Origin of the sequence: Streptomyces flaveolus, from assembly GCF_000716535.1 — a bacterium.
In the GTDB taxonomy this organism is placed as follows: domain Bacteria; phylum Actinomycetota; class Actinomycetes; order Streptomycetales; family Streptomycetaceae; genus Streptomyces; species Streptomyces flaveolus_A.
Genome location: NZ_JNWV01000037.1, coordinates 286292 through 305153, shown reverse-complemented (window position 1 = coordinate 305153; position 18862 = coordinate 286292). Strand labels below are relative to the sequence as shown.

The 18862-nt window shown below is 72.6% G+C and carries 16 protein-coding genes; 8 read left to right on the top strand and 8 right to left on the bottom strand.

Annotated elements, in window-relative coordinates:
- Entirely contained in the window at positions 1 to 1458 is a 1458-nt protein-coding gene (locus OO52_RS35995; protein ID WP_030657840.1) for a penicillin-binding transpeptidase domain-containing protein, read from the top strand.
- 3 nt (positions 1459 to 1461) lie between these two features.
- Here OO52_RS35995 and OO52_RS35990 read toward each other — a convergent pair whose 3' ends face one another.
- Positions 1462 to 2307: a hypothetical protein gene (locus OO52_RS35990; protein ID WP_231407383.1), complete on the bottom strand. Its 846-nt coding sequence runs from the start codon at positions 2305 to 2307 to the stop codon at positions 1462 to 1464.
- 58 nt (positions 2308 to 2365) lie between these two features.
- Positions 2366 to 3475: a ferritin-like domain-containing protein gene (locus tag OO52_RS35985; RefSeq protein WP_030657836.1), complete on the bottom strand. Its 1110-nt coding sequence runs from the start codon at positions 3473 to 3475 to the stop codon at positions 2366 to 2368.
- Positions 3476 to 3599: 124 nt separating this feature from the next.
- Here OO52_RS35985 and OO52_RS35980 point away from each other — a divergent pair, with 124 nt between their 5' ends.
- From OO52_RS35980 to OO52_RS35965, 4 genes are all read left to right on the top strand, one after another.
- Entirely contained in the window at positions 3600 to 4538 is a 939-nt protein-coding gene (locus OO52_RS35980) for an AurF N-oxygenase family protein (RefSeq protein WP_030657834.1), read from the top strand.
- Between the two features lie 115 nt (positions 4539 to 4653).
- A complete protein-coding gene (locus OO52_RS35975; RefSeq protein WP_030657832.1) occupies positions 4654 to 5304 on the top strand; it encodes a TetR/AcrR family transcriptional regulator in 651 nt (216 codons plus the stop codon).
- Between the two features lie 10 nt (positions 5305 to 5314).
- Positions 5315 to 5617, top strand: coding sequence for a hypothetical protein (locus tag OO52_RS35970; protein WP_030657830.1), 303 nt, complete (start codon positions 5315 to 5317; stop codon positions 5615 to 5617).
- A gap of 112 nt (positions 5618 to 5729) precedes the next feature.
- The gene (locus tag OO52_RS35965) at positions 5730 to 6773 is read left to right on the top strand and encodes a C40 family peptidase (RefSeq protein WP_037630976.1); all 1044 of its coding nucleotides are present in this window, start codon (positions 5730 to 5732) and stop codon (positions 6771 to 6773) included.
- A gap of 14 nt (positions 6774 to 6787) precedes the next feature.
- Here the strand turns inward: OO52_RS35965 and OO52_RS35960 are convergent, their stop codons facing one another.
- The 5 genes from OO52_RS35960 to OO52_RS35940 are packed head-to-tail and all read right to left on the bottom strand — an operon-like array spanning position 6788 to position 12473.
- Complete coding sequence (locus OO52_RS35960; RefSeq protein ID WP_030657826.1) at positions 6788 to 8041, bottom strand: styrene monooxygenase/indole monooxygenase family protein; 1254 nt, start codon at positions 8039 to 8041, stop codon at positions 6788 to 6790.
- A 41-nt stretch (positions 8042 to 8082) separates the two neighbouring features.
- Positions 8083 to 8739, bottom strand: coding sequence for a GTP-binding protein (locus tag OO52_RS35955; protein ID WP_030657824.1), 657 nt, complete (start codon positions 8737 to 8739; stop codon positions 8083 to 8085).
- Complete coding sequence (locus OO52_RS35950) at positions 8720 to 9145, bottom strand: DUF742 domain-containing protein (protein WP_030657823.1); 426 nt, start codon at positions 9143 to 9145, stop codon at positions 8720 to 8722. The genes OO52_RS35955 and OO52_RS35950 overlap by 20 nt, the downstream gene beginning before the upstream one ends.
- Complete coding sequence (locus tag OO52_RS35945; protein ID WP_030657821.1) at positions 9142 to 9645, bottom strand: roadblock/LC7 domain-containing protein; 504 nt, start codon at positions 9643 to 9645, stop codon at positions 9142 to 9144. Before OO52_RS35945 ends, OO52_RS35950 begins: the two co-directional genes overlap by 4 nt.
- Positions 9642 to 12473 carry a sensor histidine kinase gene (locus OO52_RS35940; RefSeq protein WP_030939255.1) on the bottom strand — a complete coding sequence of 944 codons (2832 nt, stop codon included), beginning with the start codon at positions 12471 to 12473 and terminating at the stop codon, positions 9642 to 9644. The genes OO52_RS35945 and OO52_RS35940 overlap by 4 nt, the downstream gene beginning before the upstream one ends.
- 384 nt (positions 12474 to 12857) lie before the next feature.
- Between OO52_RS35940 and OO52_RS35935 the strand changes: the two genes are divergently transcribed.
- On the top strand, positions 12858 to 13646 hold the full coding sequence (locus tag OO52_RS35935; protein WP_030657817.1) for a protein phosphatase 2C domain-containing protein: 789 nt from the start codon (positions 12858 to 12860) through the stop codon (positions 13644 to 13646).
- A gap of 1006 nt (positions 13647 to 14652) precedes the next feature.
- On the opposite strand, the gene OO52_RS35930 is transcribed toward OO52_RS35935, so the two are convergent.
- The gene (locus OO52_RS35930) at positions 14653 to 15144 is read right to left on the bottom strand and encodes a MarR family winged helix-turn-helix transcriptional regulator (RefSeq protein WP_030659039.1); all 492 of its coding nucleotides are present in this window, start codon (positions 15142 to 15144) and stop codon (positions 14653 to 14655) included.
- 242 nt (positions 15145 to 15386) lie between these two features.
- Between OO52_RS35930 and OO52_RS35925 the strand changes: the two genes are divergently transcribed.
- Together OO52_RS35925 and OO52_RS35920 are read left to right on the top strand one after the other, a co-directional pair.
- Entirely contained in the window at positions 15387 to 16238 is an 852-nt protein-coding gene (locus OO52_RS35925) for a lysozyme (protein WP_030659037.1), read from the top strand.
- A gap of 175 nt (positions 16239 to 16413) precedes the next feature.
- Positions 16414 to 18798: a SpoIIE family protein phosphatase gene (locus OO52_RS35920; RefSeq protein WP_030659035.1), complete on the top strand. Its 2385-nt coding sequence runs from the start codon at positions 16414 to 16416 to the stop codon at positions 18796 to 18798.
- The last annotated feature ends 64 nt before the right edge of the window (positions 18799 to 18862 follow it).

Below are 18862 nucleotides of genomic sequence, written 5' to 3'. Positions count from 1 at the left end.
ATGGCGAAGTACATCCGGCACGCCTGCGTGTTCTGCGCCCTGCTGCTGGCGGCTTTGCTGGCCAACGCGACGCGGGTGCAGGTCGTGCAGTCGAACGAGTACGACGGCAATCCGGCCAACCGCCGGGCGGCGATCGCCCGCTACCAGGTGCCGCGCGGGAACATCCTGGTGGGCGGCGAGCCGGTCACCGGGTCCGTGGACACCGGCGAGCAGTTGCGCTACGAACGCACCTACCGGAACGGCCCGTTGTACGCGCCGGTCACCGGCTTCTCCTCGCAGAAGTACGGCACCGCGTTCCTGGAGCACGCCGAGGACGGGGTGCTCTCCGGTAGCGATCCGATGCTCGCGCCGCTGCCGCTGTGGAACGACGTGACGCGGGCGCCGAACCGCGGCGGTGACGTCGTCACGACCCTGAACCGGCAGGCGCAGGAGGCCGCGTACCGGGGGCTCGCCGGGCGGAAGGGCGCGGTGGCCGCGATCGAGCCGGCCACGGGCCGGGTCCTGGCGCTGGTGAGCAGCCCGTCGTACGACCCCTCGGAGCTGTCCGGCAACAGCGAGGCGGTGACGTCGGCGTGGGCGCGGCTCAACGACGACCCGGAGAGGCCGATGCTCAACCGGGCGGTGCGGCAGACCTATCCGCCGGGGTCGACGTTCAAGGTGGTCACCGCGGCGGCGGCGCTGGACGCGGGGGTGGTCACGGACCTCGACGAGCGCACCGACTCCCCCGATCCCTACCGGCTGCCCGGCACCACCACCCGGCTGACCAACGAGGGCGACGGCTGCCGGGACGCCTCGGTGCGGGACGCCTTCGAGTGGTCCTGCAACACGGTCTTCGCCAAGCTGGGCGTGGACGTGGGGGTGCGGGACATGTCGACCACGGCCCAGGCGTTCGGGTTCAACGACACCGGGGTGCGCATCCCGTTCACCGTGGCGCCCAGCACCTTCGACACGCGGGTGGACAAGGCCCAGCTCGCGCTGTCCTCGATCGGGCAGTACAACACGCGGGCCACGCCGTTGCAGATGGCGATGGTCGCGGCGGCCGTCGCGGACGGCGGCCGGCTGCGTCCGCCGTACCTGGTGGAGCGGACCACCCGGCACGGCGGCGAGACGGTCTCCGGCAGCGCGGCCCGGCCGGGGCGGCAGGTGATGCGGCCGGCCACCGCGGCCCGGATGAAGGAGCTGATGGCCGGCGTGGTGGAGGAGGGCACCGGCACCAACGCCGCCATCCCCGGCGCGCTGGTCGGCGGCAAGACCGGCACCGCCCAGCACGGGATCGGCAACGCCGGGGTGCCGTACGCCTGGTTCGTCTCCTGGGCGCAGGCCGAGGACGCGCTGGAGCCGCAGGTGGCGGTCGCGGTGGTGGTGGAGGACGCCTCGGCGGACCGGGGCGAGATCAGCGGCGGCGGGGACGCGGCGCCGATCGCGCGGGAGGTGATGCGGGCGGTGCTGGGGCGGTGAGCGTCAGCCGATCGGCTTGCGCATCTCCGAGCGGATCGTGAGGGTCTTGCGCGCGAACGCCTCCAGGTCGACGTCCGCCGGAGCCTGGTCCATCGCCGCCGTGGCCACCTCGGCGACCGTGGCCCCGGTGTTGCCGTCGGCCCAGGCGCACACCGGCACGGTGATCTTCGTGCCGAGGTGCTCCTCGGTCATCACCTCGCAGCTGATGGTGACGCCGTCCAGCCGGAACTCCTTCGCCGGTACGGCGATCGTGGCGCCGTCGCCCTCGCCGGCGCCCTTCATCATGTTCGTACGGGCCTCTTCGGTGTTCTTGAACCGGCCGTACATGCCGGACACCACCAGGGTGCCCTTGGCCTCGTCACCACCGGGGCTGTAGGTGCCGACCACGCCGTGGGTGTCCTTGGCGTCCCAGGCTCCGTCGGCCTCGTCGCTGATCTTCTTGCCCTCGGACCCGGAGAGGTCGTCGACGAGTTCGTACGTCCCGTCGAGCAGCTTGCCGGGCAGGGTGAGCTTGTTCTCCGCCGCGGGGAAGCCGCTCTCGGCCACCATCCCGAGCACGATGAGCAGCACCACGACGGCCGCGACGACACCGCCCACGATGCCGAGGACCAGCCCGACCCGCCGCTTCTTCGGCGGCGGGGCCATGGGCGGCACCCCCCAGCCGGGGTACGGCTGCTGGGCCGGGTACGGCTGCTGCTGGGGATAGGGCTGCTGGGGCGGGTACGGCGAACCGTACGGGCCCGGGGCCTGCTGACCGTACGGGGGTTGCTGGCCGTACGGACCCGGGGCCTGCTGACCGTAAGGGGGCTGCTGGCCGTAGGGGCCGGGATTCTGCGGCGGTGGAGGCATGGACACGCCAGCACGCTACTGCACCCGGGTGACGAACCGGCACCGCGTTCCGCGCCCGTCAGTCCTCCGCCGCCCCCGACGCGATCGCCGTCTCCACCTCGGCCACCCGTGCCCGCTCCTCGGCGGCGAAGCGCTCGGCGTCCAGCCGCTCGGCCAGTTCCTCGTCCTGGGCCATCAGCAGGTCCAAATCGGAGTCGCCCAGTTCCAGTACGCCCATGTCCACATAGGCCTGCTGGAGCCGCTTGCCCCACAGGCCGATGTCCTTCACGCACGGGACGATGCGGCTGAACAGCAGCTTGCGGAAGAGCCGGAGGAACTCGGACCGCTCGCTCAGCTCCTCCGCCTCGGCCTTGGGGATGCCGAAGTTCTCCAGCACCTCCACCCCGCGCAGCCGGTCGCGCATCAGATGGCAGCCCTCGATGACGAACTCCTCGCGCTCGCGCAGTTCGGCGTCGGTGAGCTGCTTGTAGTAGTCGCGCAGCGCCATCCGTCCGAAGGCCACGTGCCGGGCCTCGTCCTGCATGACGTACGTGAGGATCTGCTTGGGCAGCGGCTTGTTCGTGGTGTCCCGGATCAGACCGAAGGCGGCCAGCGCCAGGCCCTCGATCAGCACCTGCATGCCGAGGTAGGGCATGTCCCAGCGGCTGTCGCGCAGGGTGTCGCCGAGCAGTGACTGGAGGTTGTCGTTGATCGGGTAGACGAGCCCCATCTTCTCGTGCAGGAACCGGCCGTAGATCTCGGCGTGCCGGGCCTCGTCCATGGTCTGGGTCGCGGAGTAGAACTTGGCGTCCAGGTCGGGCGCCGACTCCACGATCCGCGCCGCGCAGATCATCGCGCCCTGCTCGCCGTGCAGGAACTGGCTGAACTGCCAGGAGGCGTAGTGCCGGCGCAGCTCGCCCTTGTCCCGCTCCGAGAGCTTGTCCCAGTACGGGGTGCCGTACAGGGACATCGCCTCGTCGGGCGTGCCGAGCGCGTCGTACGGGTCGACCTCCAGGTCCCAGTCGATCCGCGTCCGCCCGTCCCACTGCTTGTCCTTGCCCTTCTGGTACAGGGCGAGGAGGCGGTCGCGGCCGTCGTCGTACTCCCAGCTGAACCGGGCCGCGCCGGCGGCGGGGACCTGCCAGGACGAGTCTCCCGGGTCGTTGGCGTAGAGCTCATGGGTCGGCATACCCCGCAGGCTCACACGTAGACGCCGAGTCAACAAGTCGTGCGGAAGGGATTGACGGTCTTGCTGACAGGCAGTCTCATAAGAGGCAAGGACGACTACCCCCGGGTAACGAGGTGAGGGAGCCATGACGACCCTGACGGAAGCGGACGCGCTGGACGGGCTGCGCGACGCGCTCGGCCTGCTCAAGGACCGGGAACAGGTGGCCGAACGGCTGCTCGTCTCTTCCGCCAAGCACTCCTTCGACCCGGACGAGGAACTGGACTGGGACGCGCCCTTCGAGGACGGCAAGTGGTTCTGGCCGCCGGAACTGGTGTCGCTGTACGACACCCCGATGTGGAAGCGGATGAGCGAGGAACAGCGCATCCTGCTCTCCCGGCACGAGGCCGCCGCGCTGGCCTCGCTCGGCATCTGGTTCGAGATCATCCTCATGCAGTTGCTCGTCCGGCACATCTACGACAAGGCGGCGACGAGCGCGCACGTGCGGTACGCGCTCACCGAGATCGAGGACGAGTGCCGGCACTCGAAAATGTTCGCCCGGCTGATCTCGCACGGCGGCACGCCCTGGTACCCGGTGAGCCGCGCCCACCAGAACCTGGGCCGCCTGTTCAAGACGATCTCCACGACCCCCGGTTCCTTCACCGCCACGCTGCTCGGCGAGGAGGTGCTGGACTGGATGCAGCGGCTGACGTTCCCCGACGAGCGGGTGCAGCCGCTGATCCGGGGTGTCACGCGGATCCACGTGGTGGAGGAGGCGCGGCACGTCCGGTACGCCCGTGAGGAGTTGCGGCGCCAGATGGTGACGGCGCCGAAGTGGTCCCAGGAGTTCACCCGGGTCACGTCGGGCGAGTTCGCCCGCGTCTTCTCGGTCGCCTTCGTCAACCCGGAGGTCTACACCAACGTCGGCCTGGACAAGCGGGAGGCGATGGCGCAGGTGAAGGCCAGTGCGCACCGGCGGGAGGTCATGCAGACGGGCGCGAAGCGGTTGACGGACTTCCTGGACGACATCGGGGTGCTGCGGGGGGTCGGACGGCGCCTGTGGAGGTCGTCGGGCCTCTTGGCCTAGGGAACCGTGCGAGGGCGACGGCACCACGCGGCAGGCTCCCGCCGCCCGGCCGGCGACCACTGCCGGCCGGCGGACGGAAGACGGGCGAAGCCGCGCGGCGATTAGGCTGCGATGCATGACCCCGTCGGCCACCCCCGCATACCGTCGCCTCAGCGTCGAGGAGCGACGAAGTCAGCTTCTCGACGCCGCCCTGGGCCTCTTCGCGCACCGCGCGCCCGAGGACGTCTCCCTGGACGACGTGGCGGAGGCGGCCGGGGTGTCCCGCCCGCTGGTGTACCGGTACTTCCCCGGCGGCAAGCAGCAGCTCTACGAGGCCGCCCTGCGCTCCGCCGCCGAGGAACTCCGGCAGTGCTTCGCCGAACCCCGCGAAGGCCCCCTGCTGCCCCGGCTGGCCCGCGCCCTGGACCGCTATCTGGCCTTCGTGGACGAGCACGACACCGGCTTCAGCGCGCTGCTCCAGGGCGGCAGCGTGGTGGAGACCTCCCGCACCACCGCCATCGTGGACGGGGTGCGCCGGTCCGCCGCCGCGCACATCCACCAGCACCTCGGCATCACCGACCCGGGCCCCCGGCTGCGCATGACCGTGCGGATGTGGATCACGGCCGTGGAGGCGGCCTCCCTGATCTGGCTGGACGAGGGCAAGCAGCCCCCGGTGGAGGAGCTGCGCGACTGGCTGGTGGAGCAGTTCGTGGCCGTCCTCACGGTCACCGCGGGCCGGGACCCGCAGACGGCCGCGCTGGTCACCGCGCTGTCGGCGGATGGCTGAGACTGGAGCCGTGAAGAGCCAGGACACCCCCTTCGAGGGCGGGCCCATGGACGGGCGCGTGCTGCCCGTCCTGGTCGGCCCCACCGGGCACCCCCCGAAGACGTACCGCATCCCCGTCCCGGACCCCGGGGGCGGCCCGCCCACCGTGCTGGTCTACCGCCGCGTGCCCCGGGGGCACAGCAGGAGGCTGGGACTGATCCAGGGGTGGAAGTACCGGTACGACCCGGACGACAAGTCGGGCGGGAAGCTCCGCTGGCCCTGGTCCAAGCCGGACGCCACGCCGTCCGGCAAGCCGGACGACGCGAACGGGTGAAACCACTGCGCCGAACCGCGCAGGCTTCGTATCCAGCCGGCACCGACACGTCTGATTATCGGGTTGCGCTGGGAAGCGGAGATTCCGCTTCCCTCGCAGCGGAGGTGATGACGTGTCAGGAAGGCTTCTACGTCTGGCCTGTACGGCGGCGGTGGCGGCCCAGGCGGTCCTCGCGCCCGCGCCCGCCGTGGCCACGCCGGACCCCCAGCGGTCCGTGGCCGAGCTGCTGACCGACCTTCAGCAGCTTTACCGGAGGACCGAGCAGGCCACCGAGACCTACAACGCCACGACCGTGCGACTGGAGCGGCAGCGCGCCGAGGTGGCCCGGCTCGACGGCGAACTCGCCCGCGCCCGGCTCACCCTCCAGGGCAGCCGCATCGCGGCCGGGCGCCTGGCCCGGCAGCAGTACCAGAACAGCGGCGGCCTCGGCCCGTACGCGCGCGTGCTCCTCGCGCCCGACCCGCAGCACGCGCTGGACGAGGGTCATGTCCTCGGCGAACTGGCACGCGAACAGGCCCGTACGGTGGCTCGGTTCACCGCCGCGGAGCGGCGCAAGGACGCGCTGGCCCGCGCCGCCCGCAAGGCCCTCGACACCCAGCTCGGCCTGGCCGGCCGGCAGAAGCGGCAGCGCGACGACGTCCGGGCGAAGCTCGCCGAGGTGGAACGCATGCTGGCGGGCCTCACCCCGGCCCAGCTCGCGGCCGTGGCCCGGCTCGAACAGCAGGGGGTCACCGCGGCCCAGCAGCGCCTGACCACCGCGGGCGCCCTGCCCGCCGACCGTGCGGCCACCCCGGCCGGCGACCGTGCCGTCCGCTACGCCATGGACCAGCTCGGCAAGCCGTACCAGTGGGGCGCGCAGGGCCCCGACGCGTACGACTGCTCGGGCCTGACGTCACAGGCGTGGTCCCACGCGGGAACACCGATCCCGCGCACCAGCCAGGAGCAGTGGGACCGGCTGAGGCGGGTACCGCTGAACCAGCTCCGGCCGGGCGACCTGGTGGTGTACTTCCCGGAGGCGACGCACGTGGCGATGTACGTGGGCGGCGGAAAGGTCGTCCAGGCGCCCAGGCCCGGCGAGAAGGTCACGGTGTCACCGATCGCCAGCTATCCGGTCCTGGGCGCCGTACGTCCGGGTGCGGGCGGGCGCGGCCAGTAGCGAAGACGGACCCGTCAGGCTCCGGTGAGCGAGGCCAGGTACGCGGACGTCTTGTCCGGGTCGTAGAAGAAGTCCTCGAAGTCGGCGGGGTCGTTGAAGGCGTTGGCGAATCGATCCGCCACCGGCTGCAACTGCCCGGCCGCGCCGATGAGGTTCAGGACGTGCTCCGGCGGCGGCGCCAGCATCGCGTTCGTCCACTTGGTGACGTGCTGGGCGGTGGCCCAGTACCGGTCGAACGTCTGCCGCATCCACTCCTCGTCGAACGGCTTGTCACCGTGCTCCAGGATCGACGCGAGGTACGCGGCGGCGCACTTGGACGCCGAGTTGGAGCCCTGGCCGGTGATCGGGTCGTTGGCGACGACCACGTCGGCCACGCCCAGCACCAGGCCACCCGAGGGCAGCCGGCCGATGGGGTTGCGGACGGTCGGGGCGTAGCGGCCGGACAAGGTGCCGCCCGCGTCCGTGAGTTCGACCTTCGTGGCCCGCGCGTACTCCCAGGGCGTGAACTTCTCCATGAGTTCCAGGGTCAGGGAGAGGTGCTCCGCCGGGTCCTTGACGCCGTGGAAGACGTCGAGCGGGCCGCCGGGTATGCCCTCCCAGAACAGGATGTCGGCGCGGCCGGACGTGGTGAGCGTCGGCATGACGAACAGCTCGCCGACACCGGGGACCAGGTTGCAGCGGACCGCGTCGAACTCCGGGTGCTCCGGGCGCGGGCCGAGCCCGTGGACGTACGCCACCGCCAGCGCCCGCTGGGGCTCGCTGTACGGGGAGCGCTCCGGGTCGCGGGCGAACATCGAGACCAGCTCACCCTTGCCCGCCGCGACCAGGACGAGGTCGTAGGTGCGGGAGAAGTAGTCGAGGTCGCCGACCGCCGCGCCGTGGATGACCAGCTGGCCGCCGCGCTGGGCGAAGGTCTCCATCCAGCCGGCCATCTTCACCCGCTGGTCCACCGACTGCGCGTACCCGTCGAGCCTGCCCACCCAGTCGATCGCCCGCTGGGTCGGGCCCGGGTCGTGCGAGCCGGGCGCGGCGACCGAGACGCCGAGTCCTTCGATCTTCGGGGCCTGGGACTCCCAGAAGTTCAGCTGGAGATCGCGCTCGTACTGGAGTGCCGTGTGGAACATGCACTGCGTCGACATGACCCGGCCGGAGCGGATCTCGTCCGCGGTCCGGTTGGACATCAGGGTGACCTCGTAGCCGTGCGACTGCAGGCCGAGGGCGAGCTGGAGGCCGGACTGGCCGGCTCCGACGACGAGTATCTTCCGCATGCGGGTGGTGCCTCCTACGGGATGAGGACGAGGTGTGAGGACTACTCGGGGGTTTCGTCCAGCGCGTGGCCCACGAGGGCCAGGAGGGTCTCGATCGCCGAGATCCGCCGCCGCGCGTCCATGATCATGACAGGAATGTGCGCCGGTATCGTCAGCGCCTCCCGCACGTCCTCCGGCTCGAACCGCTCACTGCCGTCGAAGTGGTTGACCGCGACGACGTAGGGCAGTCCGCAGCTCTCGAAGTAGTCGAGGGCCGGGAAGCAGTCCTTCAGACGGCGGGTGTCCGCCATGACGACGGCGCCGATCGCGCCGCGCACCAGGTCGTCCCACATGAACCAGAACCGCTGCTGGCCCGGCGTGCCGAACAGGTAGAGCACCAGGTCGTCGTCGAGCGTGATGCGGCCGAAGTCCATGGCCACGGTGGTGGTGAGCTTGCCCGGCGTGGCGGACAGATCGTCGGTGCCCTCGCTGGCCTCGGTCATCAGCGCCTCGGTCTGCAGGGGCGTGATCTCCGAGACGGAGGTGACGAGCGTGGTCTTGCCGACGCCGAACCCGCCCGCCACCACGATCTTCGTCGCGATGGGAGCGCGCGTCCGGTCCGTCTGCCAGGACTTCAGATCCTCGTCCGGCTCGTTGAACCCGGCGACGAGGGGGGTGCCCCCGAAGGAGGCGGTGGCGTCAGAGACGGCGGAGTCCACTCAGCACCCTTTCCAGCAGAGCGCGGTCCGGGCGGCCGGTGCCGTGACCGGTTCCGGTGCCGTACACACGGATCTTTCCCTGGTCCGCGAGATCGCTGAGGAGCACGCGGACCACGCCGAGCGGCATCTTCAGCAGCGCGGCGATCTCGGCCACCGTGCGCATACGGCGGCACAGTTCGACGATGGCCCGCATCTCCGGCATGACCCGGGTGGTGAGCGAGCCGTTCGTCAGTTCCTTGCGCTCCTCGGGGGCCTCCAGCGCCGCCACGAACGTCTCCACGAGGAGGACGTGGCCGAAGCGGGTACGGCCGCCGGTGAGCGAGTAGGGGCGGACGCGGGCGGGTTTGCGGTCGCCGCCGCGCACCGGGAGCTGCGTCTTGCCTGGTTTCTTCGGGGTGCCGGTCATCGGTCGCTCCCGGTCGACTCGGCTTCCAGGTTCTTGCGCAGTTCGCTGCGGAGCTCGGGCGTCAGGACGTGGCCGGCGCGGCCGACGAAGAGCGCCATGTGGTACGCCACGACGCTCATGTCGCACTCGGCGGAGCCGTGCACGCCGAGCAGCGAGCCGTCGCTGATCGACATCACGAACAGGCTGCCCTCCTCCATCGCGACCATCGTGTGCTTGACCCCCCCGAACTCCATCAGCTTGGCGGCGCCGACGGTGAGGCTGCCGATGCCGGAGACGATGGTGGCGAGGTCGGCGGCGGAGCCCCGGGGGCCGGTCCGCTTGGTGTCGCGGGACTGGCGGGCGTCCTCCGTGTGACCCGGGTCGGACGACAGCAGGAGCAGTCCGTCGGAGGACACCACGGCGACGGACTGGATGCCGGGGACTTCCTCGACCAGGTTGGTCAGCAGCCAGTGCAGGTTGCGGGCTTCGCTGCTCAGTCCGTAGGTAGTGGGCGCGGTCAACTGCTTGCCTCCTCGGCTGTGCCCCCCGTGGCTTCTTCGGCGTGTGCGTGGCTGGTCGGCCGCCGGTTGTTGGCCGTCTGTTCGGCGATCTCCGCCTCTACGTCGCGGTAGCCGGCCTGGGCGCCGGTGCGGAAGCCGCCGAGCCTGCGGCGCAGGGCTTCGGCGTCGACGCTGGTGCTGCGCTGGCGGGGCGGGGTGGTGGGGGCGGTGATCTTCGGTGTGCGCTTGGGGAGACCCTTGCTGGTGAGCCGCTCCTCTTCGGCTTCGCGGGGTGCCTGCGGCGCTTCACCGGGTGCGTGCACCTCGGCCGCGCCTTCGGCGCCCGCGTTCCCACCCGCACCACCGGTGCGGGTCTCGTCGTCGGGCGCGGATGGCCCCGGTGGGGTGTGCTCGCCGTCGGCGGCCCGCGGGTCGTCGAGGCTGCCGGTCACCGAGTTCGTGGGCTCCGCCGGTGCGTTCGGGAGCAGCAGCTCCATCGTCGTCTCGGCGTACGTCTCCGCCGGGGCCTTGGGGCGGGTCTCCGTGTCCTGGGCGGGCTGGGCGGCCTGCTCGTGGGTCTCCCGCGGTGCGGGCTCCGGTGCCTCCGCGGCCTCCCGTACGGCCTGTTCCGCCAGGGTGACCAAGGGGTCCTGGTGCTTGGTGCGGGTGGGGAGGACGTTGGAGTTGGCCTCGGCGTCGGCGCCGGGAAGGCTGAAGGTGCCCGTGGCGCCGGGGGCGGCGCTCTGGGGCGGGAGCGCGGTGGGCGGGGCCTCGACGAGCAGCGAGGCCGGGAGGACCACCACCGCCGCGATGCCGCCCTGCTTCTGCTCGCGCAGCTGGACGCGGGCGCCGTGCCGGTGGGCGAGGCGCGCGACGACGTACAGGCCGAGACCGAGGCCCTCCTCGCCCTCCTGGTCGTAGAGGGACTCGGGGTCGAAGTCGCCGAGGCGGGCGTTGAGGGTGTCCAGGCGGTCGGCGGTCATGCCGATGCCCTCGTCCTGGACCGACAGCATGACCTCGCCCGACTCCAGCAGCCAGCCGGAGACCTCGACGGGCAGGTCCGGCGGGGAGAACGAGGTGGCGTTCTCCATCAGTTCGGCCAGCAGGTGGGAGAGGTCGTCGGCGGCGAAGCCCGCGACGTGCGCGTGCGGCGGGAGGGCCGCGATGCGGACGCGCTCGTAGCGTTCGATCTCGCTGACCGCCGCCCGGACCACGTCGACCAGCGGCACCGGGCCCGGATGCTGCTGGACGTGCTCGGTGCCGGCCAGGACCAGGAGGTTCTCGCTGTGCCGGCGCATGACCGTGGCGAAGTGGTCCAGCTTGAACAGGGTGGCGAGGCGGTCGGGGTCCTGCTCGCGGTCCTCCAGGCCCTCGATGACCGCGAGCTGGCGCTCGACCAGGCCGAGGGTGCGCAGGGCCAGGTTGACGAAGGTGGAGCCGATGCTGGTGCGCAGCCGCTCCAGCTGGGCGGTGGACTCGGCGAGTTCGGCGCGCAGTTCCTCGCGGGCGTCGGCCATCTTCTGGCGCTGGCCCACCAGGTGCTTGCGGTCGGTCTCCAGGGTGCTGACCCGCTCGTGCAGCGTCACGGCGTGCGCGTGCAGGGCGTTGACCGAGCGGACCACCTGGGCGAACTCGTCGTTGCGGCCCGTGAAGGCGATCGGTTCCTGGGCCGCCGGGTCCCCGGACTCGGCGAGGCGGGCCGAACCGCGGCGCAGGACCGACAGCGGGCGGGTCAGGGTGCGGGCCATGGCCGTGGCGATGCCGACCGCGACCAGCATCAGCGCGCCGAGGACGGCGACGCGGATCTCCAGGGCGGTGACGTCGTCGTCCCGGAGCTTCGCGAGGTCCTTGGTGCGGTGGTCGTAGAGCGCCGACTCGGCGCCGCGCATCAGGTCGACCCGGGCGGACAGGGCCGCGTCCAGCTTCTTGGTGCTGGTGGTCAGCTCGCTGTCGGCGAGGGTCGGCTGGTCGGTGAGCGAGGCCAGGTACTTGTCGGCCGAGTTGACCTCGGGACCGGTGACCGTGGAGTCGTAGGAGTCCACGGCCGCCTTCGGCGCGGTCTCGCGGAAGCCGACGAGGGCCGCGTCGGCGCGCAGCCGGGCCTGCTGGGCCGCGGCGGTGAGCGCGTCGCGCTGCTTGCGGTCGGCGTCGCTGCTGGTGGCCGTCGTGGTGGGCAGGCCGGTCGTGGGGTCGATCACCGTCTGGGTGCTGGACGGGATGTTCAGCGCGGCCAGCAGCAGGCCGCGGGCGGCGGCGGACTGCTGGACGGCGGAGTCCAGCTCGGCGAGGGCGTGGGCGCCGGAGCCGGCCCGCGGGGGCGTCTGCTCGGCGAGCTGCTCGGCGAGCCGGTGCAGCGCGGTGATCGTCGCCGAGTACGCCTGGTGGGTCTGGAGGGCACTGGTCTTGCCGGTGAGGGCGCTCCGGCGGAGCGCGTCGATGCCGTCGAGTGCGGTGCGCAGGCTCGCCGGGGTGTCGGTGTCGGCGCGCAGCTCCTCGACCTGCCGGTCCACGCGGGCGCTGCGGTCCTCGGAGGGCGCCTTGGCCTTGGGCCGGCCGGCCGCGACGTAGGAGGTGACCTCGTCGCGTTCGTCGGCCAGGGAGTGGGCGAGGGTGAGCGCGTCCTGGGTGCGGGCGGCCAGCGTCACCAGGTCCTGGGACTCGCTCACGTCCTGGGAGGCGGTGAGCAGTGCGGGCGCCCCGGCTCCCGCGACCGCGGCGGCCACCACGGCGACGGCGACGATCAGCCGGGTGCGCACATGGGTGGGGCGACCGGAGCCCACGGGGGTCTGGGGGACGGTCCCCTCGGGGGCCGTCTGCCTGCCTGTGCGCCGAGGCCGCTTCTTCTGCACCGGTGCTCGCATTCCTGAACTCGTCTACCCAGGGGCCCGGGTGGCACCCCGTCAGCTCGGTGCCAAGTGGTGCGTACACCCGGTTCGTACGGTTCCCGACCCTCCCAGCGCCGGTGGGCAGTGGTCGCGCATCACCTGACCCGCCACCCGAAGGAGTGAACATCGGAGGGGAGTTGGCGGGCAAGTTCCTCTGGCGCGTGCGACGGTCTTGCGCGGCGGGCCGGTTGGACGCACGCGGCAGGCTTTGGCAATATTCGCCAGCACGTCTTCCCGGAGTACATCATTCCCGCCCAAACCAGGCGCCTGACCTGCGGGGTCGTAAGAAAACACCGGCAGGTGCCAGCCTTTGGCGCAGCGTGTGAAGGGCTCGTGCAGACTGGCTGGATGCGCACTGATCTCGTCTCGGAGCCCGGCGACGCGTCCCGCCCCAACGAGGACTTCGCCGGTGTCGGACTACCCGCCTCCGGACAGGGAGGTTGCGCGGTCGTCCTGGACGGAGTGACTCCGCCCAGCGGCGGGACGGGCTGTCTGCATTCCGTCCCCTGGTTCACCGCGCGACTGGGCGGCGCCCTGACCGAACTGACCGTTTCCGGTCGAGATCTGACGCTCTCGGAGATTCTCGCGCGGGCGATCCGGCGCACCGCCGACGCCCATGCGGACACCTGTGAGCTTTCTCACCCGCGAACCCCCCAGGCAACCGTCGTCCTGACCCGCTGGTCCGCCGACACGGTCGAGTACCTGGTGCTGTCCGATTCCGCGCTGCTGGTGCGGGGGCCCGACGGCACGGTCACCCCGGTGCTGGACGACCGGCTCGCCCGCCTCCCCCGCTCCGCGCTCGCCACGGACGCCCTGGTCGACGCGAACCTGCGCAACAAGGAGGGCGGCTTCTTCACGGCCGCCGCCGACCCCGCCGTGGCCGCCCGGGCGGTCACCGGCACCCTGCCCCGGCGGCAGGTCCGGGCGCTGGCGGCACTGACGGACGGCGCGACGCGCTGGACGGAGACGTTCCGCGAGGGCGACTGGACGGCCCTGCTCGACCTGGTCGCCAAGGAGGGCGCCCGGTCGCTGGTGGAACGGGTACGGGAACTGGAGACGGCGGACCGGGAGGAACGGGCGTTCCTCGGCCGCGCCAAGACGCACGACGACGCGACGGTGGTGTATGTGGAGCTGTGAGGGGCGGGGCGGGGCGGGGCGTGACGCTGGGGCGGGGCAGGACGAGGTGTGACGCTGGGGGCGGGGTGTGACGCCGGGGCCGGTGTGACGCCGGGGGCGGGGCGGGACCTTGGGGGCTGGGCGGGATGCCGTGGCTGGGGCCGGGCCGCGCGCTGATATAGGGCCGCACGCAAGGGCCGGGCCACGCACCAGGGCCGGGCCGGTGCCGATGCCGGGTTGGTGCCAGGGCCGGGTCGGTGCCGAGTTGCCGCTGGTGCCGGCGCGGGACCGCGTACTGATGCCGGTGTCGGCCGCGCGCGATACCGGTGCCGGACCGCACGCCACGGCCGAGCCGCCGCCGCTGCCGAAATGCCGCCGGTACCGACGCGAGGCCGCGCGCTGATGCCAGTGCCGGCCGTACGCGAACCCGGTGCCGGACCGCACGCCAGAGCCGAGCCGCCGCCGATGCCGGGTTGGCGCCAGGACCGGGCCGATACCGAGTTGCCGCCGGTACCCGTCCGAGGGCGCGCAATGATGCCGGTGCCGGCCGTGCGCGATACCAGTGCCGGACCGCACGCCACGGCCGAGCCGCCGCCGCTGCCGAATTGCCGCCGGTACCGGCGCGAGGCCGCGCACTGATGCCGGTACCGGCCGTGCTCGAAACCGGTGCCGGACCACACGCCATGGCCGAGCCGCCGCCGAGTTGCCACCAGAGCCGGGCCAGTACCAGAACCGGGCCGGTGCCGAGTTGCCGGCGCTACCGGCGCGAGGACGCGCACCAATACCGGTGCCGGCCGGCCGCGATACCGGTGCCGGACCGCACGCCACGGCCGAACCGCCACCGATGCCGAATTGCCACCAGAGCCGGGCCGGTACCAGAGCCGGGCCCGTGCCGGGCCGTGCGCCGGTGCCGGACCACGCGCCGATGCCGGGCCGGTGCTGCTGTCGTGCCCGGCCGTGCGGTGGCGCCCGGCAGGGCCGTGGTGCCGACTGGTTCGCCGTGCCGGGCCGTGACGCCGGTGCTGCGCTATTTCGCCATGACGCCGTTCAGTTCGTGCAGCAGCCGGGCCAGTTCGGCGACCTCGTGGCGGTCCCAGTGGGCGAGCTGGCGGACGTAGCGGGCGCGGCGGGCCTCGCGGACCGTGCCGACGCGGCGGCGGCCCTCGTCGGTGAGGGTGACGAGCCAGGCGCGGCCGTCGGCCGGGTCGGGCTCGCGGGCGATCAGGCCCAGGTTCTCCAGGGCGCGTAGCTGGCGGGACATGGTGGCCTTGCCGACCCCGATGTAGGCGGCGAGTTCCGTGGCCCGCTGTCCGCCCAGTTCGTCCAGCCGGATGAGCAGGCCGTACGCGGAGGACTCCAGGTCGGGGTGGACCTCCCGGGCCATCTCGCCCTGGTTGGCCCGGGCACGCCGGAACAGCACGGTCAACTCGCGCTCCAGCGCCAGGAATTCCTGGTCTGCACCACTGGGCGTCATGTGGCCGACGGCGCCGTGCGCGCCGTCGCTTCCGTCCTCGTGCACGTCAGCACCCCTGCTCGGTTTCGCGGTCCTGAAAGTTTCTGTCAAAAGTCGTCATTGCCGCAGCTCTGTCAGTATTTCGCAGGCGTAGACCAACGGCGTCGTCCGGACCCTCTTCCCACGCCTTCATCTACGTGCGTAGCTTCTTTACCACGTCGTTAATGGCATGCCCACGCCAGTGGGCCGACGGTCGGTGTCGCAGTCCCCCACGTCACTCCCCCCACTCCACTCCCCGGAGGCACGTCATGCCCGTGCTCAGACCCGGCTCCACCCGCTCCCCCCGCTCCCCCCTGCCGATCCACCCGCGCCCCCTCGCCGTCCTCCTCACGGCCCTGCTCGCGGCGCTCTCCCTCACGCTCCCGCTCACCTCCGCCCAGGCCGCGAGCACGCCCAGCCGCGGCTCGGCCCACATGGGCATGGGCGTCCTCGCCCACGACGGCCAGGACGGCACGCCCAGCACCGGTGACGTCACCCAGACCGAGGGCGTCGACGTCTCCGGCTACCAGGGCAACGTGGCCTGGTCGACCCTGTGGAACAGCGGGGTCCGCTGGGCGTACACGAAGGCCACGGAAGGCACGTACTACACGAACCCGTACTTCGCCCAGCAGTACAACGGCTCCTACAACGTCGGCATGATCCGCGGCTCGTACCACTTCGCCACCCCGGACACCACGAGCGGCGCCACCCAGGCCAACTACTTCGTGGACCACGGCGGCGGCTGGTCCCGGGACGGCAAGACGTTGCCCGGCGCCCTCGACATCGAGTGGAACCCGTACGGCGCCGCCTGCTACGGCAAGACCGCGAGCCAGATGGTCAGCTGGATCGCCGACTTCATCAACACGTACAAGGCGCGCACCAGCCGCTACCCGGTGATCTACACCGCCACGAGCTGGTGGACCCAGTGCACCGGCAACTACGGCGGCTTCGCCGTGAACAACCCGCTGTGGATCGCCCGCTACGCCTCCGACCCGGGGACGCTGCCGGCCGGCTGGTCGTACTACACGATGTGGCAGTACACCTCCTCCGGCCCGACGGTCGGCGACCACGACAAGTTCAACGGCGCCCTGGACCGGGTGCAGGCCCTGGCCCTCGGCTGACGGCTGAACGCTGACCGCCAACCGCCGACGACTCACGGCTAACGGCTAACGGCGCACACCGTGGCTCCCGCCCGACGGCGGGGCCACCGTGTGCGCCGCGTTGCGTTGGTGCTCCGCGCCGCCCGGGATCATGCTGGTCAGGAGAGCCTGCCGAGCAAGGGCGAGATGAGCGGCGATGGAGCGACAGTCGACGTACACGGCCACGGCCACCATCGATGAGCAAGGCATCCTCACCGGCTGGAGCGAGGGCGCGCGGCGGCTGCTCGGCTACGACTCCCCGGCGGTGGTCGGCCGGCCCGCCACCGCGCTGCTCGCCGCCGACGCCGCGGCGGTCCGGCGGGCGCTGGCCGGCCGGACCCGCTGGAACGGCACCGTCCCGCTGCGCCACCAGGACGGCAGGCTCCTGGAGCTGGGCGTGCTCGCCCACCGCCGGACCTCGCGCACCGGCGCCACCGACTGGCTCGTGGTGAGCGCGGTGACGGCCCGGACCCAACCCCCGCGCGGCGAACCCCTGGAGGAGTGGACGTTCCTCCAGTCCCCCTTTCCGCTGGCCATCTTCGACGCGGACCTGCGCCTGGTGCGCGCCAACCGCCGGATGGAACACGCCCTCGCCCTGCCCGAGGCGGCGATGCGCGGGCTCCGCCTCGCCCACATCACGCCGGGCACCGCGAGCGAGGAGGCCGACCGGTCGATGCGGCGGGCGCTGGAGTGCGGCCGGCCGCAGGAGGCGCGGGGCCGGCTCGGCCCGGACCTCGGCCCGGCCACGGTCCTCACCCCGCTGAAGGACGCCGACGGCCGGGTACGGGCCGTCTGCCTGTCCGTGCCGGAGCCGGCCCAGGAGACCGCCGGCGGGCCGCGCCCCTCGGGCGAGTCCGGCGCGCCCGTCGGCACGGCGGCGGACCAGGCCCGCGCGGCCCAGGAACTCGGCGAGGTCACGGTCCCCCGGCTGGCCGACCTCATGGCGGTGGACCTCCTGGACTCCCCGTGGAACACCGCCGAGGCGGCCGGCCGGCCGCCGGAGCAGGTGGTCCTGCGCCGCGCCGCCCTGCGCGCGGTGCGGGGCGGCGGCGGGCGCGGCCACGGCAGCGGCGTCGGAACCGGTGCCGGTGCCGGCATCGGTGAGGTGGTCGTCTGCCCGGCGGACTCACCGCCCGCCCGGTGTCTGACGGCGGCCCGACCGATGCTGTACGACATGGCGGACCCGGCCGTGGCCGAGTGGGCCGCGCTGGACCCGGGCGCCTCGTGGCTGCGCACGTCCGGGACGCGCTCCCTGCTCGCGGTCCCGCTGCTCGCCCAGGGCAGCACGCTCGGCGTGGCCCTGTTCGGCCGGCACGGGCAGCGGGGGTTCTTCGGCCCGGAGGACCTGCGGCTCGCCGAGGAGTTCACCGCCAAGGCGGCCGCCGGCATGGAGCAGGTCCGCGGCTACTCCCGGTCCCGCACCACCACCGTGGCGTTGCAGCGCAGCCTGCTCCCGCACCCGGTGCCCGACCAGGGGGCGCTGGAGATCGCCACCCGCTATCTGCCGGCCGCGAGCCGGGCCGGCGTGGGCGGCGACTGGTTCGACGTGATCCCGCTGTCCGGGGCGCGGGTGGCGCTGGTCGTGGGTGACGTGGTGGGCCACGGCATCCGGGCCTCGGCCACCATGGGCCGGCTGCGCACGGCGGTGCGCACCCTGGCCGACGTCGATCTGCCCGCCGACGAGCTGCTCACCCACCTGGACGACCTGGTGCTGCGGCTGGCCGCCGACGAGGGCAGCGCCGACCCGGGCGCCGACACCGTCGGCGGCATCGGCACCACCTGCCTGTACGCCGTCTACGACCCGGTCTCGCGCCGCTGCTCCGTGGCCCGGGCCGGGCATCCGCCGCCCGCCGTGGTGACCCCGGACGGCGCCGTACGCTTCCTCGACGTGCCGCCGGGGCCGCCGCTCGGGCTCGGCGGGCTGCCCTTCGAGGCGATGGAGACGGAGCTGCCCGAGGGCAGTCTGCTCGCGCTCTACACCGACGGGCTGCTGGAGGCCCGCGACCACGACATCGACGAGGCGCTGGACAAGATGTTCATCGCGCTCGGCCGTCCCGCGGAGTCGCTGGAGTCGGTGTGCGACCGGGTCCTCACCGACCTGCTCAGCCACCGCCCCGACGACGACATCGCTCTCCTGGTGGCCCGTACCCGGGGCCTGCACGAGGACATGGTCGCCTCCTGGGAACTGTCCGACGAGCCCACCGTGGTCTCCCTGGCCCGCCGGTACGCCACCGACCAGCTCTCCGCGTGGGGCCTGGACGAGGCCGCGTTCACCACCGAGCTGATGGTCAGCGAGCTGGTCACCAACGCCATCCGCTACGGCCGCCCGCCCATCCGGCTCCGGCTGATCCACCAGGGCAAGACGCTGATCAGCGAGGTCTACGACGCCAGCGGCACCACCCCGCACATGCGCCGGGCCCGGATCTTCGACGAGGGCGGCCGGGGCCTGCTGCTGGTCGCCCAGCTCGCCGAGCGCTGGGGCACCCGGCACGACCGGATCGGCAAGACGGTGTGGGCGGAGCAGTCGCTGACCGCGCTCTGACACCGCACGGCGCATGGCGAAGGCCCGGGCCTCCCTCACGGGACCCGGGCCCTGCCTCATCCGG